The sequence below is a fragment of the Sphingopyxis yananensis genome (assembly GCF_020687785.1).
GTDB classification, from domain to species: domain Bacteria; phylum Pseudomonadota; class Alphaproteobacteria; order Sphingomonadales; family Sphingomonadaceae; genus Sphingopyxis; species Sphingopyxis yananensis.
On record NZ_JAJEWI010000008.1, the window covers coordinates 166,913 to 189,507 of the forward strand.

At 57.7% G+C, this 22,595-nt stretch carries 21 protein-coding genes; 10 read left to right on the forward strand and 11 right to left on the reverse strand.

The window, feature by feature from the left end:
• The first annotated feature begins 82 nt into the window (after window positions 1–82).
• The 4 genes from fsa (at window position 83) to acs (ending at window position 5,361) form a co-directional block, all read left to right on the forward strand.
• Complete coding sequence (gene fsa / locus LKO31_RS08960) at window positions 83–733, forward strand: fructose-6-phosphate aldolase (RefSeq protein WP_227689949.1); 651 nt, start codon at window positions 83–85, stop codon at window positions 731–733.
• A 179-nt stretch (window positions 734–912) separates the two neighbouring features.
• Complete coding sequence (locus tag LKO31_RS08965) at window positions 913–1,710, forward strand: enoyl-CoA hydratase-related protein (RefSeq protein WP_227689950.1); 798 nt, start codon at window positions 913–915, stop codon at window positions 1,708–1,710.
• A 1-nt stretch (window position 1,711) separates the two neighbouring features.
• The gene (locus LKO31_RS08970; RefSeq protein WP_320443488.1) at window positions 1,712–3,220 is read left to right on the forward strand and encodes an acetyl-CoA acetyltransferase; all 1,509 of its coding nucleotides are present in this window, start codon (window positions 1,712–1,714) and stop codon (window positions 3,218–3,220) included.
• A gap of 161 nt (window positions 3,221–3,381) precedes the next feature.
• Window positions 3,382–5,361, forward strand: a complete 1,980-nt coding sequence (acs, locus tag LKO31_RS08975; RefSeq protein ID WP_407699266.1) for an acetate--CoA ligase — start codon at window positions 3,382–3,384, stop codon at window positions 5,359–5,361.
• Window positions 5,362–5,438: 77 nt separating this feature from the next.
• Here the strand turns inward: acs and LKO31_RS08980 are convergent, their stop codons facing one another.
• From LKO31_RS08980 to LKO31_RS08995, 4 genes are all read right to left on the reverse strand, one after another.
• Window positions 5,439–6,521, reverse strand: a complete 1,083-nt coding sequence (locus tag LKO31_RS08980) for a calcium:proton antiporter (protein ID WP_227689952.1) — start codon at window positions 6,519–6,521, stop codon at window positions 5,439–5,441.
• Window positions 6,522–6,714: 193 nt separating this feature from the next.
• Window positions 6,715–7,644 (reverse strand): energy transducer TonB, encoded by a 930-nt coding sequence (locus tag LKO31_RS15085; RefSeq protein ID WP_227689953.1) that lies wholly within the window; start codon window positions 7,642–7,644, stop codon window positions 6,715–6,717.
• Between the two features lie 72 nt (window positions 7,645–7,716).
• Window positions 7,717–10,452: a preprotein translocase subunit SecA gene (gene secA, locus LKO31_RS08990; RefSeq protein WP_227689954.1), complete on the reverse strand. Its 2,736-nt coding sequence runs from the start codon at window positions 10,450–10,452 to the stop codon at window positions 7,717–7,719.
• 111 nt (window positions 10,453–10,563) lie between these two features.
• Window positions 10,564–10,833 carry a hypothetical protein gene (locus LKO31_RS08995; RefSeq protein ID WP_227689955.1) on the reverse strand — a complete coding sequence of 90 codons (270 nt, stop codon included), beginning with the start codon at window positions 10,831–10,833 and terminating at the stop codon, window positions 10,564–10,566.
• A 233-nt stretch (window positions 10,834–11,066) separates the two neighbouring features.
• Here LKO31_RS08995 and LKO31_RS09000 point away from each other — a divergent pair, with 233 nt between their 5' ends.
• On the forward strand, window positions 11,067–11,864 hold the full coding sequence (locus LKO31_RS09000) for an SDR family oxidoreductase (protein ID WP_227689956.1): 798 nt from the start codon (window positions 11,067–11,069) through the stop codon (window positions 11,862–11,864).
• Window positions 11,865–11,902: 38 nt separating this feature from the next.
• Here the strand turns inward: LKO31_RS09000 and LKO31_RS09005 are convergent, their stop codons facing one another.
• Window positions 11,903–12,694, reverse strand: a complete 792-nt coding sequence (locus LKO31_RS09005) for a head GIN domain-containing protein (RefSeq protein ID WP_227689957.1) — start codon at window positions 12,692–12,694, stop codon at window positions 11,903–11,905.
• A gap of 22 nt (window positions 12,695–12,716) precedes the next feature.
• Window positions 12,717–13,490, reverse strand: coding sequence for a head GIN domain-containing protein (locus tag LKO31_RS09010; RefSeq protein ID WP_227689959.1), 774 nt, complete (start codon window positions 13,488–13,490; stop codon window positions 12,717–12,719).
• Window positions 13,491–13,753: 263 nt separating this feature from the next.
• Here LKO31_RS09010 and LKO31_RS09015 point away from each other — a divergent pair, with 263 nt between their 5' ends.
• From LKO31_RS09015 to LKO31_RS09035, 5 genes are all read left to right on the forward strand, one after another.
• Complete coding sequence (locus LKO31_RS09015) at window positions 13,754–14,230, forward strand: GreA/GreB family elongation factor (RefSeq protein WP_227689961.1); 477 nt, start codon at window positions 13,754–13,756, stop codon at window positions 14,228–14,230.
• Window positions 14,227–14,406, forward strand: a complete 180-nt coding sequence (locus LKO31_RS09020; protein WP_227689963.1) for a hypothetical protein — start codon at window positions 14,227–14,229, stop codon at window positions 14,404–14,406. Before LKO31_RS09015 ends, LKO31_RS09020 begins: the two co-directional genes overlap by 4 nt.
• A gap of 6 nt (window positions 14,407–14,412) precedes the next feature.
• Window positions 14,413–15,594 carry a BaiN/RdsA family NAD(P)/FAD-dependent oxidoreductase gene (locus LKO31_RS09025; protein WP_227689965.1) on the forward strand — a complete coding sequence of 394 codons (1,182 nt, stop codon included), beginning with the start codon at window positions 14,413–14,415 and terminating at the stop codon, window positions 15,592–15,594.
• A gap of 56 nt (window positions 15,595–15,650) precedes the next feature.
• On the forward strand, window positions 15,651–17,543 hold the full coding sequence (locus LKO31_RS09030) for a DEAD/DEAH box helicase (RefSeq protein WP_227689966.1): 1,893 nt from the start codon (window positions 15,651–15,653) through the stop codon (window positions 17,541–17,543).
• A 136-nt stretch (window positions 17,544–17,679) separates the two neighbouring features.
• Entirely contained in the window at window positions 17,680–18,657 is a 978-nt protein-coding gene (locus LKO31_RS09035; protein WP_227689968.1) for a quinone oxidoreductase family protein, read from the forward strand.
• Between the two features lie 57 nt (window positions 18,658–18,714).
• On the opposite strand, the gene fghA is transcribed toward LKO31_RS09035, so the two are convergent.
• The 5 genes from fghA to LKO31_RS09060 all read right to left on the reverse strand — a co-directional run bounded on the left by fghA (window position 18,715) and on the right by LKO31_RS09060 (window position 22,592).
• Complete coding sequence (gene fghA / locus LKO31_RS09040) at window positions 18,715–19,578, reverse strand: S-formylglutathione hydrolase (RefSeq protein WP_227689969.1); 864 nt, start codon at window positions 19,576–19,578, stop codon at window positions 18,715–18,717.
• Window positions 19,579–19,610: 32 nt separating this feature from the next.
• A complete protein-coding gene (locus LKO31_RS09045; protein ID WP_320443489.1) occupies window positions 19,611–20,114 on the reverse strand; it encodes a prolyl-tRNA synthetase associated domain-containing protein in 504 nt (167 codons plus the stop codon).
• An 8-nt stretch (window positions 20,115–20,122) separates the two neighbouring features.
• On the reverse strand, window positions 20,123–20,500 hold the full coding sequence (locus LKO31_RS09050) for a VOC family protein (protein ID WP_227689971.1): 378 nt from the start codon (window positions 20,498–20,500) through the stop codon (window positions 20,123–20,125).
• Between the two features lie 42 nt (window positions 20,501–20,542).
• Window positions 20,543–21,388, reverse strand: a complete 846-nt coding sequence (gene purU / locus LKO31_RS09055) for a formyltetrahydrofolate deformylase (protein ID WP_227690592.1) — start codon at window positions 21,386–21,388, stop codon at window positions 20,543–20,545.
• 91 nt (window positions 21,389–21,479) lie between these two features.
• The gene (locus LKO31_RS09060; protein WP_227689973.1) at window positions 21,480–22,592 is read right to left on the reverse strand and encodes an S-(hydroxymethyl)glutathione dehydrogenase/class III alcohol dehydrogenase; all 1,113 of its coding nucleotides are present in this window, start codon (window positions 22,590–22,592) and stop codon (window positions 21,480–21,482) included.
• Window positions 22,593–22,595 lie beyond the last annotated feature (3 nt).

Genomic DNA, 22,595 nt, shown 5'->3' on the forward strand with positions numbered 1-22,595 from the left:
TCAGTTTTGAACCGCTTTGGTCTAGGGGGGAAGCGAGATCGAATCAATCATTCACCCCTTTCCCCAACAGGAATGCCTCGCCATGAAATTCTTTGCCGACACCGCCGAAATCGCTGACATTCAGGAATTGGCCGCCACCGGCCTGCTGGACGGCGTGACCACCAACCCTTCGCTGATCGCCAAGTCGGGCCGCGATTTCAAGGAAGTCACCAAGGAAATCTGCGCATTGGTCGACGGTCCTGTTTCCGCCGAAGTGGTGGCACTGGACCATGCCACGATGATGAAAGAAGCCGAAATCTTGCGCAAAATCGCAGACAATGTCTGCATCAAGGTGCCACTGACCATTGACGGTCTGAAAACCTGCAAGTCGCTGACCGGCGACGGCACCATGGTCAATGTCACGCTCTGCTTCTCGGCGGCTCAGGCCCTGCTCGCTGCCAAGGCTGGTGCGACTTTCGTGTCGCCATTTGTTGGCCGTCACGACGACAATGGCTTTGATGGCATGCAGCTGATCGACGATATTCGCCTGATCTATGACAACTATGACTATAACACCGAAATCCTTGTCGCGTCGGTTCGTCACGGCATCCATGTGTTGGAAGCCGCCAAGATCGGCGCAGACGTGATGACTGCCCCGCCGTCGGTCATCAAGGGTCTGTTCAAGCATATCCTGACCGAAAAGGGCATCGAAGGCTTTTTGGCCGATTGGGCCAAGACCGGCCAATCGATCTAAACCACCAATCTGCATCTGTTCGGTGCCCGATTTTCATCGAAACAGCGGCCTGAACAACAGCAAGCAACCTCCGCGCCCGTGGCGCGGGGGTTTTCTTTTACCCATTTGTCACAAATTCCAGTTGACGTAAACGTAAAGTCAGCGCGATACCAACTCCTATCAAAAGGGAGAGATTCGCAATGACTGAGAGTGCCGCCGTTCTGACCGAACGCAAAGGCCATGTAATGATCATCACGATCAACCGCGCCGAAGCCCGCAACGCTGTGAATGCTGCGGTGCATGTCGGTGTTGGTGAAGCCTTAGAAGCCGCAGAGGCTGACAATGATATTCGCGCCGTCATCATCACCGGTGCAGGTGAAAAAAGCTTTTGTGCGGGCGCCGATCTGGTTGCCATTTCACGCGGTGAACAGCTAATTCCTGCTGACAAAGCACAAGCCGCATGGGGTTTTGCGGGCATCGTCGCCCATCCTATTTCAAAGCCGATCATCGCCGCGGTCAATGGCTTTGCCTTTGGTGGCGGCTGTGAAATCGCGCTGACCGCTGACTTGGTGGTCGCTGCCGATCACGCACAATTTGGCTTGCCAGAAGTCAAGGTTGGCTTGTTCGCTGCGGCAGGCGGGGCCTTTCGTATTGCACGCCAATTGCCGCCAAAAATCGCCATGGAACATTTGCTGACCGGTGATCCGTTCGACGCGCAAACGGCCCTGCGCTATGGCTTTGCCAATCGCGTGGTGCCACTGGCCGATCTGTTGCCGACCGCCATCGCCTTGGCCGAAAAAATCGCCGCCAACGCGCCTTTGTCCGTCCAAGCATCCAAGCGTGTCGCGTTGGGCATTTTGAACGGAGCCATTGCCGCCGAAGCCGATGATTGGGCCACCAACCACCGCGAACGCAATAGCGTGTTCACCAGCGAAGACGCCCGCGAAGGCCCCCTCGCCTTTGCGCAAAAGCGCAAGCCAGAATGGAAGGCCCGCTAAAATGACCATGACAGACCCTGAACGCATCCCCGTGATCATCGGCGTTGGCCAGATCAACGACCGTCCACAGGATCCCGATCAGGGTCTGGACAGTCTGGGCTTGATGGTCGAGGCGTTGAAGCAAGCCGATGCAGACGCCGGTGGCGGCTTGCTGGCCCAAATCGACAGCCTCGCCATCGTCGACCAGATCAGTTTTTACGCGCTCGGTAAATTGTGCGAACCTTTGGCCGTCGCCATTGGGGCCAATCCGGCCATCAATTATCAATCCGCCGCGCCGCATGGCGACACGCCCATTCGCTTGCTGAACGAAGCGGCCAATCGTATCGGAGCGGGCGAGATTAAGCTGGCCGCCATTGCAGGCGGCGAAGCCCTGCGCACCGCTGCTGGCCGCGCCAAAAAAGCCGCCATGGGCGAAGACAAAAGCTATAATGCCATTCGTCAGGTGGCGACCCGCAAGGAACCCAATTACGCGCAAGCCCATGGGCTGAGCGCGCCCGTCGATGTTTATCCGCTCTATGAAAATGCCACCCGCGCGGCATGGGGGCAAAGCCTGAGCGAAGCGCAAGAGGAAAGCGCCGCTATTTGGTCCCAATTCTCCGAGGTGGCCGCCGAAAATGAGGGGGCATGGATACGTAAACCCATGTCGCCCGCCGATATTTTGGCGGTGAATGAAAACAACCGCCCCATCGCCTTTCCCTATAGCAAGCTGATGGTCGCCAACAGCAGCGTCAATCAGGGCGCTGCCTTTTTGGTCGCCAGCCTTGCCGAAGCACGCCGCCTTGGCATAACCGAAGACCGTCTGATCTATGTCGGCATGGGCGCGGCAGCCAAAGAACCCGCCAGCATTTTGCACCGCGACCGCTATGATGGCAGCGTCAGCATGGAAACCAGCATCAACCGCACGCTGACCCTCAACCAATTGTCGGTCGATGATTTTGATTGTGTCGAACTGTATAGCTGCTTTCCCTGCGTGCCCAAAATGGCGCGCCGCACCCTTGGTTGGCCACTGAACAAGCCCGCGACCGTCTTTGGCGGCCTGACCTTTGGTGGTGGCCCTATCGCCAATTATATGAGCCATGCTGTGGTTTCGATGGTGCAAAAGCTGCGGACCGAGGGGCGCTATGGCTTTCTTTTTGCTAATGGCGGCTTTGCGACCGACAATCATTGCATCATCTTGGGCAAACAACCCATTGCCGCAGCCAGCTTCCCGCAAGATTTCGACTATCAGGCCGAGGCCGAAGAAAAACGTGGCCCCGTCCCCCCGTTAAACAAAGGCTATACCGGACCAGCCACCATCGAAAGCTATACCATCTTTTATGGCCGCGACGGAGCGCCGCGTGCCGGCGTGGTGGTGGCCCGCACCCCAGCGGATGAGCGCAGCTTGGCCCATGTCGATATCACGGATGCCGCGATGTTGGATTTCCTCACCAGCGCCAGCGCCAATCCGGTCGGCACCACGGGCCAGATCATCAGCATGGGTGAAAAAGGGAGTTTGTGGCAAGCCGCATAGACACAGCATCATTGCCATCTGTCATGGCGCGAAACGCCATCGCGCCATGACCAACTCGGCCGTTGCCATTCCACAGGGCAACGCCTTATATCCCTTTGCAATTTTCGGCTTCAGCGATAGGCTGTTGCCCTGAGTTTTCTGGTGCGTTTCATTTTCGCACCATGGGGAGAGAATATTTGTCCGACGTTCCTGTGTCTGAACCCTTTGTTTCCATTCCCGAATCGGCTGCGGCCCAAACCCATTGCAGCGCGGGGGACTATGATCGACTCTATGCCCAAAGCATAGATGACCCAGATGTATTTTGGGCGGAACAAGCCAAACGTCTGGACTGGGTGAAAGCGCCAACGAAAATCGCGGGTTGGTCCTTTGACCCCGTCGATATCAAATGGTTTGAAGATGGTCAGTTGAACCTGTGCCACAATGCCGTCGACCGGCATGTTGCGGCGGGGCACGGCGATCGCACCGCCATTATCTTTGAACCAGATTCACCGGACACGCCGTCGCGCATCATCAGCTATGCCCAATTGCAGGCCGACGTCATTCGCTTTGCCAACACGCTCAAGAAAATGGGCGTCAAAAAGGGCGACCGCGTCACCATCTATATGCCCATGGTGCCCGAAGGGGCCTTTGCCATGCTTGCCTGCGCCCGTATCGGTGCGGTGCATAGCGTCATTTTCGGCGGATTTTCGCCCGACGCGATTTTGGGCCGCATTCAGGATTGCGGCAGCGATTGGGTAATTTGCGCCGACGAGGGCAAGCGCGGCGGCAAGGTTATTCCGCTGAAAGCCAATGTCGACAAGGCTTTGGAACGGGTGGATGTCAAGGCCGTGTTGGTTGTCGCCCACACCGGCGGCGCAGTCGCGATGGAAGATGGCCGAGATCATTATTATCACGATATCAGCCAAGATGTGGGGACCGACTGCCCCTGCGAGCCGATGAGTGCCGAAGACCCGCTGTTCATCCTCTATACGTCCGGATCGACCGGCACCCCCAAGGGTGTATTGCACAGTGTCGGCGGCTATGCCGTCTGGACCGCCACCACTTTCCATTATGCGTTTGATTATCGCGCTGGTGAAATTTTCTGGTGTACCGCCGATATCGGCTGGGTTACCGGCCACAGCTATGTTGTTTACGGGCCGCTACAAAATGGCGCGACAAGCTTGATGTTCGAAGGCGTGCCCAACTATCCCGATCATGATCGTTTCTGGCAGATTGTGGATAAATATGGGGTCAACATCCTCTATACCGCCCCCACCGCCATCCGTGCCTTGATGCGCGAGGGCGATGATTATGTGAGGCGGCATGACCTGTCCTCCATCCGCTTGCTGGGCAGCGTGGGCGAACCGATCAACCCCGAAGCGTGGCGCTGGTATCATGACGTCGTCGGCAAAGGCCGCGTGCCGGTGATCGACACATGGTGGCAAACCGAAACGGGCGGCATTATGATGACCACCCTGCCCGGCGCGCATAAAATGCAGCCGGGCAGCGCGGGCAAACCTTTCTTTGGTATCCGCCCGCAATTGGTTGATGCCGAAGGCGCAGTGTTGGTCGATGAACAAACGGGCGGCGCGTCCGAAGGTAATTTGGTCATCACCCACAGTTGGCCGGGTCAAGCCCGCACGGTTTACGGCGATCATGACCGCTTCATCCAAACCTATTTCGCCACATATAAGGGCAAATATTTCACCGGCGACGGGTGCCGCCGCGATGCGAATGGCTATTGGCGCATCACCGGCCGCGTCGATGATGTGATCAACGTATCGGGCCACCGCATGGGCACCGCCGAAGTGGAAAGCGCGCTGGTTCTGCATGATCTGGTCGCCGAGGCGGCGGTCGTCGGCTTCCCGCATGATATCAAAGGCCAGGGCATTTACAGCTATGTTACGCTGAATGCGGGCGTTGAGCCAACGGACGAAATCCTTGCCGCGCTCAAGCAGCAAGTCCGCAAGGAAATCGGCCCCATTGCCACACCCGACCATATCCAATTCACCCCCGCTTTGCCCAAGACGCGTTCGGGCAAAATCATGCGCCGCATTTTGCGCAAGATTGCGGAAAATGATTTTGGGTCCTTGGGTGATACCAGCACCTTGGCTGACCCCAGCTTGGTCGATGGCTTGATCGAGGGTCGCCAAAACCGTTGATCGCGGCGTCCTGACAAAAAAGGGGGGAGCATGGCACCTTGCGCCTGCTCCCCTTTCTCTTGCCCTTCGCCGCGCGTTTATGGGCTGAAACTGAAAAATAAATAGGCCGCGAACAGCAGCAAATGAATGATCCCCGGCTGCATATTGGTCTTGCCGGTCCGCAACGACAGCGCGACAACAAATAAAGACAGCGCCAATAGCAGGATGGATTTGCTATCCAGCCCCAATTCCAGCGGCCAGCCCATCACCACCGCCAAAACCGCAACCGTGGGAATGACCAAACCGATGCTGGCAATGGCGGAACCAATGGCCAAGTTCAGGCTGGCCTGAATGCGATTTTGCGCCGCCGCCCGCATCGCCGCCCCAAATTCCGGCATCAAGACGATGGTCGCAATCACAATCCCCAACACGGACGCGGGTGCCCCCAGCCGGTTCAAGATGACCTCTAGGGACGGCGAAATCCCCTTGGCGCTCAGCACGACAACCACCAAGGACAAGAGCAGCATCATCAAACTGGCCATCGCCGTGCCACTATCGGGGCGTGGACCGTTATCCTGCCCATCCTCCCCAACAACCGCTGCGGCGAAATATTCGCGGTGCCGCATCGTCTGAAACAAGGTGAAGGCCGCAAACATCAACAAGGTCATCGCCGCCACAAATAGCAATTGCGGCGGGCTGAAAGTCGGGCCAGCAGAACTGGTCAGGAAATTTGGCAACACCAACGCGATGACGACGATCACCGCCATGGTTCCCAGCGCATCCGTCATGCCTTCGACATGAAATATCTGTTCCCGATGCTTCAACCCACCGACAATCAAGCTGCACCCAATGATGGCGTTCAAGATGATCATCACGGCGGCAAACACCGTATCACGCGGCAAGCCCATCGCCTCTGGCCCGCCCGACAGCATCATCGATATAATCAGCGCCACTTCGATGATCGTCACCGATAGCGCCAGAACCAAGGTGCCAAATGGCTCCCCCACCTTATGAGCGATCACCTCGGCATGGTGAACGGCAGCCACCACAGCCCCGATTAACCCGAAACAAAGCGCAGCGACCGTCAATGGCGAGGGTGCTAGCCAATATAGCAACAATATGGCCACGCTTGCTGCTGGTACCATGAACACCCAGCGCGGATTCCATTCTGCCACCAACATCCCATCTCCCTTCTTTCAAGGGTGGATACGCCCCAACGGTCCGGACGGTTCACAAATTGGTGTAATATTTTGAATGAATCTGCGGTCGATTCTGCAGCCAACCATACCGCTGCAACACAGCACGCAGAAAAGCATGATTTTATTCCAAAACCATATCCCCAACGGGGCAATTTCCGCCCGTCCCCGCGCGCCGCTAGTCCGGTATTTGCCAGCGTATGCGGTTATAATATTGGCTGCGCACCGCTTCTCCTTTGGCATTTTTAGCGGGATGAAATTTCGCCCGCTCCATGGTCAAGGCACATGTTGCGGTGTCCAAATCATCATTATGGGATGTGCCAACAATGTGACAGTCTGTCACACTGCCGTCGTCCGCGATCATCAGCAAAAATGACGCCGTCCCCTCCGCTCCGTTATATAATGCCTGCGACGGATAATCATCATTCGTCGCCCACTGCCCTGGATTGATAACCGGTTTCGGTTTTTGCACCACCGCCTCATTCCACCCAAGCGCCCCGCGCTGGCGCAGCGCACATTTCGCCAGTTCCGCGCTCCCTTGGGCCAATTTCCCACGGTCCAACACAAAGGGCGGCAAATGCGCAGCTTCAATTTCCAACGCGTCTATGCCATCAAGGTTTGGCGGTATGGCCTCATCATCCCAGCGCCACTCCGCTGTTCCATACCAATCGGTCCACGCCGCCTTGGCGGTGAATATCTTGCCCTTTTGCGATGCAGGCCGCTTTGTGACGCGCAGCATCAAATCAGCGGGCGCATCCCCCATTGGCTTGCCAACCACGCTCCAATTCGCGTGGCCCATCACAACAGATTGGTTCAGATGCAACGTGATCGTCTGATCACCAGCGCCATAAACTTGGCTTAACTGGCACGAAAGGCGGTCTGATTGGATCGTCCAAGGTTGAGCGCGCAGCATCCGGCTCTGTTGCACCGACGCCGCCAGCGTTCCCGTTTGATCTGGCACCATCGCTTTGGCTGGCTCCACCAGCCCGCCGATGGCTACACAGATGCGCACGCCAAACAGCACCGCCATTTTCCCCTGTCGCCGCATAATATCCCTTATCTTGGGTGCACCAAAGCCATCCACCAAACCCATGCTCCGGCCAGCCACGAAAAACCCCGCGCTATCACGGTTGGATAGCGCGGGGTCTGATCGCTGTCACGCGGTGTCGGCTGGCCTATATTACACGGCGCCGTGGCAATGTTTATATTTGCGGCCCGACCCACAAGGGCATGGATCGTTGCGGCTGATCTCCATCCCCGCATAGGGGTTGTCGCCCGCACCCGCAGGGGCATGGGCTACCTGACGCGGCGGCAAGCTGTCAGAAATCAATCCGCGCGTGCCCGCGTCAATATCCGCGCTATTATCCTCGCCCGTGAACGGGTCGATGTGGGTGGTCAAGAAATCGGGCAGTTCCGGCAACGGCATCGGCTCCGGCTCTTCGGTGCGGAATTCGATGCGCGCTATGGTGCGGGTCACGTCTTCGCGAATATGTGTCAACATCCGCTCAAACAGGCCGAACGCTTCTTGCTTATATTCGTTAATCGGCTGTTTCTGGGCATAAGCGCGCAGGAACACAGCCTGACGCAGCGCATCCAGCGTCGCCAAATGCTCTTTCCAATGATGATCCAGCGTTTGCAGCAGCACCGATTTCTGCACGCTGCGCCATGTCTCAGCCTCAACGCTGCCAGCCTTGGCGGCGACATGTTCTTCGGCCAAGGCTTGCAGACGCTCTTCAAAGATTTCCGGCTCAACCGCATCTTCTTGCATCCACGCGTCAATCGGCGGGGTCAGGTCGAGGACATTTTCAACCCGCGCCTTCAGCCCTTCGATATCCCATTGCTCAGGATAGCTTCCCGGCGGGCAGGCTTCGCCCACCAAAGCATTGACGGTTTCGATCCGCATATCGTCCATCACTTCGGCAACGGTTTCGCTGTCGATGATTTCGCCGCGCTGTTCATAAACAACCTTACGCTGGTCGTTCATGACGTTATCATATTCGACGACCTGCTTACGCACGTCATAGTTGCGGGCTTCGACCTTGCGCTGGGCTTGCTCAATTGCTTTCGACAACCATTTGGACCCAATGGCTTCGCCTTCATCCAGCGTCTTGTTCATCATCTTGCTGAACAAGGTTTCTGGACCAAAGATGCGCAGCAGATCATCGTCCAAGCACAGATAGAATTTCGACAGGCCAGGGTCACCCTGACGGCCCGAACGACCGCGCAGCTGGTTATCGATGCGGCGGCTTTCATGGCGTTCAGTAGCCAACACGAACAAACCGCCCGCCGCGCGAACCTTTTCACGCTCTTCGCTCACTTCGGCGCGAATACGGGCGATACCGGCATCACGTTCCGGCCCCTCGGGCAGGTCAGCCAATTCCGCGTCGATGCGGAATTCTTCGTTACCGCCCAGCTTAATGTCCGTGCCGCGGCCCGCCATATTGGTGGCGATGGTCACCGCGCCCAACCGGCCCGCCTGCGCGACAATGCCCGCTTCGCTTTCGTGGAAACGCGCGTTCAAAACGCTGTGCGCCACGCCTTCTTTTTCCAAATAGGACGACAGCAATTCCGACTTTTCAATCGACACCGTGCCGACCAGCACGGGCTGACCACGCTCATTGGCATCGCGGATGGTGCGCGCAATGGCGATGAATTTGTCGGTGATATTGCGGTAAAATTCATCCTCATCATCGCGGCGCGCAATCGGGCGATTGGTGGGGATGGTGACGACATTCATCTTGTAAATGTCAAAAAATTCCGCCGCTTCGGTCGCCGCGGTGCCGGTCATGCCCGACAATTTGGGGTACATGCGGAAATAATTTTGGAAGGTGATCGACGCCAATGTCTGGTTTTCCGGCTCGATCTTCACGCCTTCTTTGGCTTCAACGGCTTGGTGCAAGCCATCGGACCAACGGCGGCCATCCATCATACGGCCCGTAAATTCGTCGATAATCACGACCTTGCCGTCTTTCACGATATAATCCGTGTCGGCGCGGAACATGATGATCGCCTTCAGCGCCTGATTGACATGATGAACAACCTGCGTGTTCTCAATGTCATACAGGTTTCCGCCATGCAGCAAACCAGCCTCGGCCAGCAATTGCTCGACATGTTCGGTGCCGTCCTCGGTCAGGTTGATCGATTTGGACTTTTCGTCCTTTTCATAATCATCCTCACCCAATTTCAGCACGACGTCGTTGACGCGAATATACATTTCCGTCTTGTCGTCGGTCGGGCCAGAAATGATCAGCGGGGTGCGCGCTTCGTCGATCAAAATCGAGTCGACTTCGTCCACGATGCCAAAGTTAAATTGGCGGTGGACCATTTGTTCCCGATCAAACTTCATATTATCGCGCAGATAATCAAAGCCCAATTCATTGTTTGTGGCATAGGTGATGTCGCAATTATAGGCGGCGCGGCGTTCCATCTCGTTCATATTGGGAACGATGATGCCGGTGGTCAGCCCCAAAAAGCTGTAGAGTAGGCCCATCTGCTCCGCGTCGCGGCGGGCCAGATAGTCGTTCACCGTCACAACATGAACGCCCTTGCCCTCAATCGCGTTCAAATAACAGGCCAGCGTCGCCATCAAGGTTTTGCCTTCGCCGGTCGCCATTTCGGCAATTTCCCCGCGATGCAGCACCACGCCGCCGATCAACTGAACGTCGAAATGGCGCATCCCCAAGACGCGCTGCGCCCCTTCGCGCACGGTCGCAAAGGCTTCGGGCAAAATTTGCTCTAATGTTTCACCAGCCTGCAAACGGTCGCGGAACAATATGGTCTGCCCCTGCAACGCTTCATCACTGAGCGCTTGCATTTGCGGTTCCAACGCGTTGATTTTATCCACAATCTTGCGGATGCCAGCGACATAACGTTCGTTGGATGAACCAAAAAGATTCTTCACCAAGCCAGAAAACATTCGGATATCCTTGGAAATAATATTCAGTTTATGCGGACATGCCGCGCACGGCCAATCGGCCAAATTTCGATGAAAAAAGCACCGCCCGATGGGGCAGTGCGCAAGCCGCAGCTATTCGATCGCGCGGTCAACACCGGGCAACAGGCCAGGCAAATGCATGGGGGCCGCGCTGCGGCCAGAACGGGGCGAAACACTCGCCTTGCGTCGGTCCGCTTTGACATCGGGCGCGCGGCGGCGTGCGGCTTGATTTTCGGCTTGCCCTGCGGTGTCGGCCAGCAACACCATCGCACCCATTGTTGCGGGTGACACCGGCGCAGCAACAGCACGGTCCGATACACTCAGACCGGACAGCAATGCCAACAGGGTTAACAAAAACCGCAAGAATCGCCCCTCTCGATAGCCATAAAATTCAGCTTATGGCATGATCGTCGATGAATATAGGGTGAAACCACCATCAGTGTCCAGTGCCACGCCCATTTCGCGGCCACGCTTCCATCGCCTCGCCCCCTCATTTCTTGGGCCTTCATGCCGCAGCGAGCGACAATAAAGGTTGATTGACAGCCATCACCCGCCGATTCAATATACAAATATGTCAGTAGCGGGGGAGCAGGGTCATGACAGCCAAAGCCATTTTCATCACCGGTGCGGGGTCCGGCATTGGCCAAGCCACGGCGCGCTATTTTGCGCAGCGGGGTTGGTTTGTCGGCTTGGCGGACATTAACGCCGCATCCTTGGATGATACCGCATCATCGTTGCAACTGGGGCAATTTTCCCGCCATGTCATGGATGTGCGCGACCGCGATCAATGGGCGCTGGCGCTGCGCGATTTCCATTCGGCATCAGGCGGACGCTTTGACGCTTTGTTCAACAATGCAGGCATTGGCACAGGCGGACAATTTGCGGATATGCCCGCCGAAGAAGCGGACCGCTTGATCGCCATCAACTTTAACGGGGTGGTCAATGGCGTCATCATGGCCCTGCCCTATTTGCGGGCTAGCAAGGGCGTGATTTTGAACACCGGTTCGGCATCCGGATTTTATGGCACCGCTGGCCTCGCACTTTATTCCGCCACAAAATTTGCAGTGCGCGGCCTAACTGAGGCGCTGAATGTCGAATTCGCCAAATATGATGTGCATGTCTGCTCGCTCATGCCCGGCTTTATCGACACGCCCTTGCTCGATCAGGTGACGGGCGACAGCAACGAAACCGCATCGGAAAAATTACGGTCCAGCGGCATGGAAATCAGCCCCGTCAGCTCGGTCGCCGAAGCCGCGTGGAAGGCCGTGCACAGCAACAAAGTCTACACCCCTGTCGGCAAATTGGCCAAGCGCCTGAACCTGCTTTCGCGTTTCTTCCCATCCTTGCTGGTCCGTAAATCCAAACAGATGGACGCCGCGTCAAACGCCCTTTGAAATACGCTCATCATCCACGAAACGGGCAAACCGCCGCATCATTTGCGGCCGCAAATCACGCTGCCTATGCCCATATTTTCCACAGCGCAGCTAGGCCGTCCGTCGATTGCGATGCGCCCTGCGCCGCGTGACGTGATTTTGGCGCGTTTCAGGACCGTCAAATGATGATCGCCCGCGCCTTCATTTTGCAAGGTCACATCGTCCACCAGCAAAGCCGCGCCCTGTAACTGGCTGGCCCCTGCCAAATTCATCTGGGCTTGCTTCACCTTGCCCGCCGCGCGAATACGGCCATTGCCAACCATGTTCAGCGCCAACTGATCGGCCGTAATATCGGCCACATCAATGCTGCCCGGCCCTTGCAGCGCAATCATCACCCGCTGGCCGCGCAATCGGCCCACCCGCACCGTCCCTGCGCCCACCACCGATATGGAACGCAAGCTTGGCGCATAAAGGCGTAGATGCAGCGGCCCCGAACGCGCCACCCGCTTGTCATCACCCGCATAGCGCCGCATGGAAATGACCAATCGGCCATCCCGCGTCTCCATCACCAAACGGTCCAAGGCGTCTTGATCGCCGGTCGCCAGCGCTGACACTGGGGCCTCGGGGATAATCTCAACATTCGCATCGACCAGCAATTCGACCCGTTCAAAACTGGTCAAGCCAAAGCGTTTTTCGGCGGCGACACTGGGCACCGCCAAGCCCGCCGCCAGCAACGCCGCAGCGCCCAACGTCCAGCGCGCCAGCCCCGCCCCGCCTATCTTAGCGTTGCCCAGCGCAGCAGGTCGGGCGACATAGGAAAGCAAGCCGCCCGCTGTCACATGCTGCGTCATATATGTCATTTTTAACAATGGTTTAACAACGAACTGTGCCAACCCCTTGCTTCGTGGTCTGGCATTTGGCGCCGCCTGTCACGGTTACGTCCCCAACGCCCAGCAAGCTGACCTTGGCCGCACCGCTCGCATGGGCCGTCACGGAACCGACACCCGATGAGGTCACGGCTATTTGCTTGGCTTGCAATTTTTCGGCGTCCAAATTCCCCGCGCCCGTCAGGCGGTAATCACCCGTGTCGATAGTGCCAGCGTCAATTTCCAAATCCCCGGCGCCGCTGATCGACAGAGCGGCACTTTTGGCGGTGACGCGGTCAATGCTAATTTCGCCGGCCCCAGCCAAAAGCGCCGACACCGTGTCACCCGACAAAATGTCCACATCCACATCCCCCGTACCGCGCAGCGCGATGCTGCTCAGCTTGGGCATGGTCACCAATATGTCGACACCCTTGCCATTGGTGGTCAGCTTGGATTTGCGCGCTACGATCAACTTGCCGTTTTCCACCCGCAAATCCAGCAGGTCCAAATCTTGCTGCCGCCCCTTGGCCTGCACCGCAAAATTGGCCCCTTGGCGCACCTTCACCTCGTCAATTCCCAATTGTTCAATATGGGTAAAATTGCTCAGGCTGAAATCACGCACAATGTCATCGCCGCTGGCCATTGGGCCTGATGAGCTGGCGCCATTTTGGTTCGCCGTGTCTTGATTGGCCGCCTTGTTGGGCGCATCGGGCTGACAGGCTGTCAAAGTCACCACCGCCAAAGCGCCGGTCATCAGCGCGCGTGCAAAATATCTGCTCATAACTGCTCCTCGCTATGGCCACCCTATGGACCGATACTCAGCGAACCTGCCGATCATAGACATGGTTCCCTTTGGGGGCACCATAGAAATTAGCGTGAGGAAATTATAGGCGCGGAAAATCGCGGACACAGGCCAGCGTTGCGCATTGGGCGCAGCCTTTATATATACAGCCTGTCCACGGCGCGCGCCGCGTGTCGGCGATGAACGCCGCCGCAATTTGGCCGCGCTGTCCCCCCGACGACCAAGATGGCAGAGTATAAACCATGAGCGTAGCCTTTCGCCGCGAAAGCGACGATGAACATATGGAACCCCAATATGAGCTGCCCATTCCGGTCGGCCCCAATTTGGTGACTCCGCGCGGACTGCGCTTGATTGTTGAGAAACTGGCGGCCCTCAAAGCATCGGCCGAAGCGGAAACGGATGAGGAAGCGCGCAAGAAAATTCTGCGCAGCATCCGCTATTTCGCCACGCGCCAGTCCACCGCCGATGTTCAGCCCACGCCCAAGGACGGCCATGTCGGCATCGGCAGCCGCGTCACCTTTGTGCTGGATGGGCGCGAGCGCAGCCTGACCATCGTTGGGCATGACGAATCCGAACCCAATCAAGGCTTGATCGCCTTCAGCGCGCCGCTAGGACGGGCGCTGATGAATGCGGAGGCAGGGGATTTTATGTCCTTCCAAGGCCGCGACGATGTGATTGAAATTTTGTCGGTACAGGCCGACCCAAAGGTGCAGGCATGAAAGAAAAATTCGAACGCCATAAACAGCCGTGGACCACGGCGGAAATCCAGAAACTGCATATGCTGGCCAAAAAAGGGGCATCCTTAAAAGCCATTGCCAAGGCGCTGACCCGCAGCGAAGAAAGCGTGAAAAATCGAGCAAAGGATGATGGCCTGCCCATCGCCAAGCTACGCTGAGATTTTATGACCCCTGCCAATCATTATGACGCCATCGTGCTGGGCGCTGGCGCAGCAGGCTTGATGTGCGCCGCCACCGCTGGCCAGCGCGGCAAGCGTGTGCTGCTGCTGGACCATGCCGATCAAGTGGGGAAGAAAATCCTCATTTCCGGTGGTGGTCGGTGCAATTTCACCAACATCCATGCGCGGCCTGAAAATTATATCAGCGCCAATCCGCATTTCGTCAAAAGCGCATTGGCCCGCTATACGCCCGCCGACTTTATCGAAATGGTCGATGCCTATGGCATCGCTTATAATGAAAAAACGCTGGGTCAGCTATTCTGCGATGGCAGCGCCAAGCAAATCGTCGCCATGCTGATGGAAGAATGCGCCAAGGGTCAGGTGGATATCCGCTTGGGCCATGACGTACGCGATGTGCAGTACGCCGACGAAATTTACTGCCTGACCTTCGGTCCCAGCCGCTTCACCGCCGACGCCCTTGTTATTGCCACGGGCGGGCCGAGCATTCCCAAAATGGGCGCAACGGGTTTCGCTTATGATCTGGCCCGTCAATTTGGGGTCAAAATCGTCGAACCGCGTCCCGCCTTGGTTCCCCTGACCTTGGGCGGCGATGATGTGTTGTTCCGCGACATCAGCGGCGTCGCCGCCCCTGTCGAAGCATCATCCGGCAAAACCAGTTTCCGCGAAGCCGCCCTGTTCACCCATCGCGGCTTGTCCGGTCCAGTGATTCTTCAAATCAGTAGCTATTGGAAATCGGGCGAATCTATTGCCATTAACTTCCTGCCCGATACGGAAAAAGACTGGCTGGTCGCGGCAAAACAGGCCCGACCACGTGCCCAATTCTCCACCATCATGGGGCAAATGTGGCCCGATCGACTGGCCCAAATCTTGGTCCAGCGTTTGGGCCTAAACGGCGAATTATCCACGATAACCGACGCAAAATTGCGCGATGCCGAAGCAAAGTTACGCCGCTGGACCTTCCACCCGAATGGCACCGAAGGCTATGCGAAAGCAGAGGTCACCGTGGGCGGAATTGCGACGGCTGCATTATCTTCGCAAACAATGATGGTAAAAGCTGTAAAAAACCTCTATGCGGTCGGGGAAGCCGTGGACGTCACCGGGTGGCTGGGCGGCTATAATTTTCAATGGGCCTGGGCCAGCGGATACGCGGCAGGCCAGGCGATATAACCTCTCCCCCAGCGTTTTCCGCCAATTTCGGTGGAGCGCCACTATTTGGAACGACCATGTCATTCGATCATCTTCCGCCCCTGCTCGCAGAGGCCGTCACGGCTCGCGGCTATGAGGCGCTTACCCCCGTTCAACAACAGATCAGCGAGCTTGAAACCGCAGGACGTGACCTGTTGGTATCGGCACAAACCGGTTCTGGCAAGACCGTCGCATTCGGCTTGGCGATGGCCAATGAATTGCTCGAAGACGGCAAATTGCCTTTCGCAGCTTCGCCGCTGGCTCTGGTTATTGCGCCAACCCGTGAACTGGCCCTGCAAGTCAGCCGGGAGTTGACATGGCTTTATGCCAAAGCCGGTGCGCGCATCGCCACCTGCGTTGGCGGTATGGACGCCAGCCGTGAACGCCGCAGCCTGAACCAAGGTGTGCACATTGTTGTCGGCACCCCGGGCCGTTTGCGTGACCATTATGAACGCGGCGCTTTGGACCTCAAGACTTTGCGCGTGGCCGTGCTGGACGAAGCCGACGAAATGCTGGACATGGGCTTCCGCGAAGATTTGGAAGAATTGCTGGATGGCACGCCCGAAACGCGCCGCACTTTGCTGTTCTCGGCCACCATGCCCAAGCAGATCGCCCAGCTTGCCAAGCGTTACCAAAAGGATGCCCTGCGCATTTCGACCGTTGGTGACGACCGTGGCCATGGCGACATCAGCTATCAATGCATCACGGTTGCCCCTTCGGACATCGAAGGCGCGGTGATTAACCTGCTGCGTCTGCACGAAGCCGAAACCGCTATCTTGTTCTGCGCCACGCGCGACAATGTTCGCCGCCTGCACAGCAGCCTGATCGAACGCGGCTTTGCTGCCGTGGCTTTGTCGGGTGAGCATAGCCAGTCGGAACGCAACCATGCGCTGCAAGCCCTGCGCGACCGCCGCGCCCGTGTTTGCGTTGCGACCGACGTTGCCGCACGCGGCATCGACTTGCCATCGCTGACGCTGGTTGTGCATGTGGAAATCCCCCGTGACGCCGAAACCCTGCAACACCGTTCGGGCCGCACGGGCCGTGCCGGTAAGAAGGGCACCGCCGCAATCATCGTGCCTTACCCACGTCGTCGCCGCGTTGACGGCTTGCTGCGCGGTGCACGCATCGAAGCAGAATGGATGAACGCCCCGACCGCCGAAGAAGTGCGCGAAAAGGACCGTGAACGCCTGCTCGAAAAGCTGCTGACGCCGGTAGAGCATGAAGAAGCCGATCTGGAACTGGGCAAGAAGCTGCTGGCGGAACGCACCCCAGAAGATATCGCCGCCGCTTTGGTTGCTGCGGCACGCGGCACCATGCCCCCGCCCGAAGAATTGATCGACGGCGGCAAGCGCGGCGAACGCCCAGAGCGCGGCGAGCGTCCTGAGCGCCGCGAACAATTTGAAGATAGCGTCTGGTTCCGTATGGACATTGGCCGCCGTCAGAATGCCGACCCACGTTGGTTGCTGCCTTTGCTGTGCCGCCGTGGTCATGTCACCAAGAATGAAATTGGCGCCATTCGCATTGGCCCCAATGAAACAATGTTCAACATCCCCATCGCCATTGCCGACCGTTTCGCCGAAGCGATTCAGCGCACCGCCAATGTCGATGGTGACGAAGAAAGCGGCGTCAACATCGCCCCAGCCCCCGAAGGCCCCACCTATCCCCCGCGCCGTGATAATGGCCCACGCGGCGGTGATCGTGGTGATCGCGGCGGCTATGCAGGCCGTGGCGGCGACCGTGATCGCGGTCCGCGTCCGCCGCTGCGCGCGCGCGAAGGTGGCCGTGGTGAAGGTCGTGATTTCGGTGCCCGCGAACGCAGTGATCGTGCCCCCCGTGGTGATCGCCCCAGCTTTGGCGGCAAGCCCGGCGGCTTCAAGGGCGGCCGTGCCCCCTTTGGCGGCAAGGGCAAGCCTGCACGCGGTCGTGGCTAAGGCTTAACATTTTACGCTTAGCACGTAACACCGCGCTTGCCGCTTATCCGGCAAGTGAACGATAAATTGGAACAGGCAGCCCAGCTTTTTGCTCGGCTGCCTTTTCTTTTGGGTTTGGCATCGGCAGGATGGGCAAATGCAAATTCAACAAGCCATTGTCGCCGCCCCCGGTGGGCCAGATGTCATCCAATGGCACAGCGTCGACCTGCCGCCGCTCAAAAGCGGCGAGGTGCGCGTGCGCCATCAGGCGGTGGGGGTCAATTATATCGACACCTATCACCGCGACGGCACCTATCCGATGCGCATGCCGACCGGCCTTGGCCGTGAAGCAGCGGGGGTCATCACCGACATCGGCCCCGATGTCACAGGCTTTGCGGTGGGCGATGCGGTCGCCAGTTTTGCTTATGCGGGCGGGTCTTATGCCAGCGGGGCCAACCTGCCCGCCAACACATTGTTCAAATTGCCTGCCAGCATCAGCCCCGATATTGCCGCCGCTAGCTTGCTAAAAGCCTGTACCACCGAAGCCTTGGTGGACCGCTGTGCCAAGGTCCAAGCGGGCTGGACGGTGCTAGTCCACGCTGCGGCGGGCGGTGTCGGCCTGATCATGGTGCAATGGCTGAAAGCGATTGGCGCGGTGATGATCGGCACGGTCAGCACCCTTGAAAAAGCCGCCGCCGCCAAAGCAGCGGGTTGCGACCATGTGATCCTGTACCGCGACGAAGATGTCGCCGCCCGCGTGCGCGAAATCACCCATGGCAAGGGCGTGCCGGTGGTGTTCGACGGCATCGGCAGGGCCACATGGGACATTTCGTTAAAATCACTGGCGCGGCGCGGCTTGCTGGTCAGCTATGGCAACGCGGGCGGCGTGGTGACGGGCGTTAATTTGGGCAGTTTGGCGGCCCATGGTTCCTTGTTTGTGACACGGCCATCCTTCTTTGACTATTATCTGGAACCGGATGATCGCGCCCTTGGCTCAGCCCGCGTGTTCGACATGATCGGCAGCGGCAAGGTGCAGATCCACATCAACCATCGCTATGCCCTGACCGACGCCGCACAAGCACATGCGGATTTGGAAGCAGGCCGAACCAGCGGTTCGATCATATTGGTCCCATGAAAGGCGAAAGCGGGCGCGCCGAAAGGCCGCCCGCTTTTATATCAAACTGCCCGAAATTTATGCGTTCAAGCGTTCGCCATGCCAAGCGACATGGTCGGCCATAAAGGTCGAAATGAAATAATAGCTATGGTCATAGCCAGCCTGCATCCGAATGGTGGCATCCATCCCCGCATCACGGCAGGCATCAACCAGCAAATGGGTTTTCAACTGATTTTCCAGAAAATTATCGGCGTCCCCCTGATCGACCAACAGATGGTTCAGCCGCGCGCCCGCCGCAATCAGCGCACAGGCATCATATTCCACCCATGCGGCGCGATCTGGCCCCAAATAGCCCCCCAATGCCTTGTCCCCCCATGGGCAATTCAGCGGCGATACAATGGGGGAGAAAGCCGACACAGACCGAAAGCGTGATGGATTGCGCAGGCCCATGGTCAGCGCGCCATGCCCGCCCATGCTATGCCCCATGATCGACTGACGCCCCATATCCGCTGCGGCAAATTCTGCGCCGATCAAGGCTGGCAGTTCATCCTCAATATAATGGCGCATCTGATAATGTTTGGCCCATGGCTGCTGGGTCGCATTGACATAAAATCCGGCACCAAGGCCGAAATCCCATGCCCCTTCGGCATCGTCAGCAACATCGGCGCCGTCCACATCGGGTCCGCGCGGGCTGGTGTCTGGCGCAATAAAAATCACGCGTTGCAGGGCGCAAGCCGCGCGATATTCCCCCTTTTCCATCACATTGGCATGGGTGCAGGTCAGCCCCGACAAATACCATAGCACGGGCAATTCTTCGCCCTCGGCGTGATCTGGAATGAAGATGGCAAAGGTCATCGGTGTGTGCGTTGCATCGCTGTTATGGCGATAGACCGCCTGCACGCCGCCATGGCTGCGGTTGGACGAAAGCAATTCGATGGTCATGACAGGCCCTATTTTGGCGAAATGGCCGCTGCTTAAGCTGCGGCAGGAATGGCGATAATTTGGGGATCATGGCCCCAATGGCGCAGCAATTGCAAGATCGACGAACCAGACAAAGCCAGCGTCCCCGTGTTGCGCAGCGGGTGAACATTCACCACATCTGCCACCGCTAAGGACTGGTCCAGCACAATGTTGATACGGCCCACCGTTGCATTGATCGCTGCCAAGGGCGTGACGGACCCCGGCTCTACGCCAAGCAAAGCGTGCATATCCGCCGCTTTGCCAAAGCTGACTCGCTTGCTGCCCATGGCGGCGGGCAAGGCCTTCAGGTCCACACGCTTGTTGGCGGGCACCGTGACCAACCAAAAAGCACCGACCTGATCTTTTAAAAACAGATTTTTGCTATGTTCGCCCATAAGGTCGGCGTTCACCAATTCGCTTTGTGCGACCGTAAACACCGCCTCATGCTCATGCGCGGTAAAGGGGATGGACAGGCTGTGTAAATCCGCCAGCAACCCAGCCTCACCGCGCATCATCATCTTATATCTTACATCCGGTGCAAAGCGCACAGCTTGTTGCCAGCGGGATCACGCAGATAGGCCAAATACATGGACATACCGCCGCCATCGCGCACGCCCGGCGGATCTTCGATCGCCGTGCCGCCATTTTCCAGACCCGCCCGGTGCCAAGCATCCGCCTGTTCCGGATTTTCCATGGCAAAACCGATGGTGCAGCCATTGCCAGCCGTCGCGGGCTGGCCGTCGATGGGGGCGGTTACCAGAAACAATCCACCATTGTGCATGTAAATCACGCGGCCCTTGGGATCTACGATACCTGGCTTGCCGCCAATGGCGGTAAATAGCGCGTCATAGAATTTCTTCGACGCGTCGATGTTATTCGCACCGACCATATTATGACTATACATTGTCGATCTTCTCCCACCTAATATTGGGGTTTATTCCCCAATTTAACGAAATACGACGGTCTTGCGGCCATCAATCAGCACGCGCTGTTCCGAAACCCAGCGCACCGCGCGGGCCAGAACCTGTGCCTCAATATCGCGGCCCGTGCGGATCAAATCCTCGATGCTGCTACGATGGTCCACACGGTCCACAGCCTGCTCGATAATCGGTCCTTCGTCCAGATCGCTGGTAACGAAATGCGCGGTGGCACCGATCAGCTTTACGCCGCGCTCATGCGCGCGGTGATAGGGCTTGGCACCCTTGAATCCGGGCAAGAAGCTGTGATGGATATTAATACAGCGCCCCGCCAATTGTTGCGACAGGTCCGCCGACAACACCTGCATATAACGCGCCAATACCAAATATTCCGCGCCGCCCCGTGCCATCAAATCCAAAATCGCCGCTTCTTGTGCTTCGCGATTGTCGTTGTTCACCGGCAAATAATGGAAGGGAACACCATGCCATTCAGACAGGCGGCGCTGGGTTTCATGGTTGGACACCACGCCCACAATATCAATCGCCAAATTACCGGTCGACCAGCGGTGCAGCAAATCGTTCAAGCAATGGCTACCCTGCGACACGGCAATCACAAAGCGCGGCTTTGTTTTGCCATCGCTGATCCGTGCGTCCATAGCAAAGCGCCCGATGATGGGAGCAAACGCCGCCTCGACGCCCGCCAAATCGGCTGGAAATTTGTCGCCCGCCCCGCGAAATTCGACGCGCATAAAGAAACGACCGCTGTCCAGATCGGCATATTGCTGGCTGTCCAAAATAAAGCCGTCACGCTCTGCGAGCAGGCCGGTGACAGCCGAAACAATACCCACCGCATCGACGCAGCTAAAGGTCAGCACATATGCCAAAATCAATATCCCCAAATTCTATTTTGGCGGGGCATCCCATGGCCCCGCACATTATAACGTCCCCGATGCGGTTGGTGATGCCCTAGAACACCACCACGCTACGGATGCTTTCGCCCGCATGCATCAGGTCAAAACCCTTGTTGATTTCGTCCAAGGTCAGCACATGGGTAATCATCGGGTCAATCTCGATCTTGCCGTTCATATACCAATCGACAATTTTCGGCACATCGGTGCGGCCCTTGGCCCCGCCAAAGGCTGTGCCTTTCCACACACGGCCCGTCACCAGTTGGAACGGGCGGGTGGCAATTTCCTTGCCGGCTTCGGCGACGCCGATGATGATGCTTTCGCCCCACCCACGGTGGCAACATTCCAGGGCGGTGCGCATCACTTCGGTGTTGCCCGTCGCGTCAAAGCTATAATCCGCGCCGCCATCAGTAATCTTCAGGATCTCGGCCACGGTTTCGTCGCGTGACAGGCCTTTGCTGTTGACGAAATGGGTCATGCCGAACTTGCGGCCCCATTCTTCGCGGTCGCCGTTGATGTCGATGCCGATAATCTTGTCCGCGCCGACCATCTTCGCGCCTTGAATGACGTTCAGACCAATACCGCCCAGACCAAAGACAACAACATTTTCGCCCGCCTGCACCTTGGCGGTATTAACCACCGCGCCAACACCCGTGGTGACACCGCAACCAATATAGCAGCTCGTTTGGAATGGCGCGTCTTCGCGGATTTTCGCCACCGCAATTTCGGGCAAAACCGTGAAGTTCGAAAAGGTCGAGCAGCCCATATAATGGAAAATCGGCTGACCCTTATAGCTGAAACGCGTCGTTCCATCGGGCATCAAGCCCTTGCCCTGTGTTGCACGAATGGCGGTGCACAGGTTGGTTTTGCCCGACAAGCAGCTTTTGCATTGGCGGCATTCGGGCGTGTAGAGCGGGATCACATGGTCGCCCGGCTTGACGCTGGTCACGCCCGCGCCCACTTCGCGCACAATGCCCGCGCCTTCATGGCCCAAAACGCTGGGGAATATGCCCTCGCTGTCAAAGCCGTCGAGCGTATAAGCATCAGTGTGGCAAATGCCGGTGGCCATAATTTCCACCAACACTTCGCCAGCCTTGGGGCCTTCCAAGTCCAGTTCCACAATTTCCAATGGCTTTTTGGCTTCAAATGCCACGGCGGCGCGCGTTTTCATGGG

Bases quoted from the DNA above. Each gene is read 5' to 3' on its own strand.
- fsa (WP_227689949.1), top strand. From the start codon at position 83: ATGAAATTCTTTGCCGACACCGCCGAAATCGCTGACATTCAGGAATTG.
- LKO31_RS08965 (WP_227689950.1), top strand. From the start codon at position 913: ATGACTGAGAGTGCCGCCGTTCTGACCGAACGCAAAGGCCATGTAATG.
- LKO31_RS08970 (WP_320443488.1), top strand. From the start codon at position 1,712: ATGACCATGACAGACCCTGAACGCATCCCCGTGATCATCGGCGTTGGC.
- acs (WP_407699266.1), top strand. From the start codon at position 3,382: ATGGGGAGAGAATATTTGTCCGACGTTCCTGTGTCTGAACCCTTTGTT.
- LKO31_RS08980 (WP_227689952.1), bottom strand. From the start codon at position 6,521: ATGTTGGTGGCAGAATGGAATCCGCGCTGGGTGTTCATGGTACCAGCA.
- secA (WP_227689954.1), bottom strand. From the start codon at position 10,452: ATGTTTTCTGGCTTGGTGAAGAATCTTTTTGGTTCATCCAACGAACGT.
- LKO31_RS09000 (WP_227689956.1), top strand. From the start codon at position 11,067: ATGACAGCCAAAGCCATTTTCATCACCGGTGCGGGGTCCGGCATTGGC.
- LKO31_RS09005 (WP_227689957.1), bottom strand. From the start codon at position 12,694: ATGACGCAGCATGTGACAGCGGGCGGCTTGCTTTCCTATGTCGCCCGA.
- LKO31_RS09010 (WP_227689959.1), bottom strand. From the start codon at position 13,490: ATGAGCAGATATTTTGCACGCGCGCTGATGACCGGCGCTTTGGCGGTG.
- LKO31_RS09015 (WP_227689961.1), top strand. From the start codon at position 13,754: ATGAGCGTAGCCTTTCGCCGCGAAAGCGACGATGAACATATGGAACCC.
- LKO31_RS09020 (WP_227689963.1), top strand. From the start codon at position 14,227: ATGAAAGAAAAATTCGAACGCCATAAACAGCCGTGGACCACGGCGGAA.
- LKO31_RS09025 (WP_227689965.1), top strand. From the start codon at position 14,413: ATGACCCCTGCCAATCATTATGACGCCATCGTGCTGGGCGCTGGCGCA.
- LKO31_RS09030 (WP_227689966.1), top strand. From the start codon at position 15,651: ATGTCATTCGATCATCTTCCGCCCCTGCTCGCAGAGGCCGTCACGGCT.
- LKO31_RS09035 (WP_227689968.1), top strand. From the start codon at position 17,680: ATGCAAATTCAACAAGCCATTGTCGCCGCCCCCGGTGGGCCAGATGTC.
- fghA (WP_227689969.1), bottom strand. From the start codon at position 19,578: ATGACCATCGAATTGCTTTCGTCCAACCGCAGCCATGGCGGCGTGCAG.
- LKO31_RS09045 (WP_320443489.1), bottom strand. From the start codon at position 20,114: ATGATGATGCGCGGTGAGGCTGGGTTGCTGGCGGATTTACACAGCCTG.
- LKO31_RS09050 (WP_227689971.1), bottom strand. From the start codon at position 20,500: ATGTATAGTCATAATATGGTCGGTGCGAATAACATCGACGCGTCGAAG.
- LKO31_RS09060 (WP_227689973.1), bottom strand. From the start codon at position 22,592: ATGAAAACGCGCGCCGCCGTGGCATTTGAAGCCAAAAAGCCATTGGAA.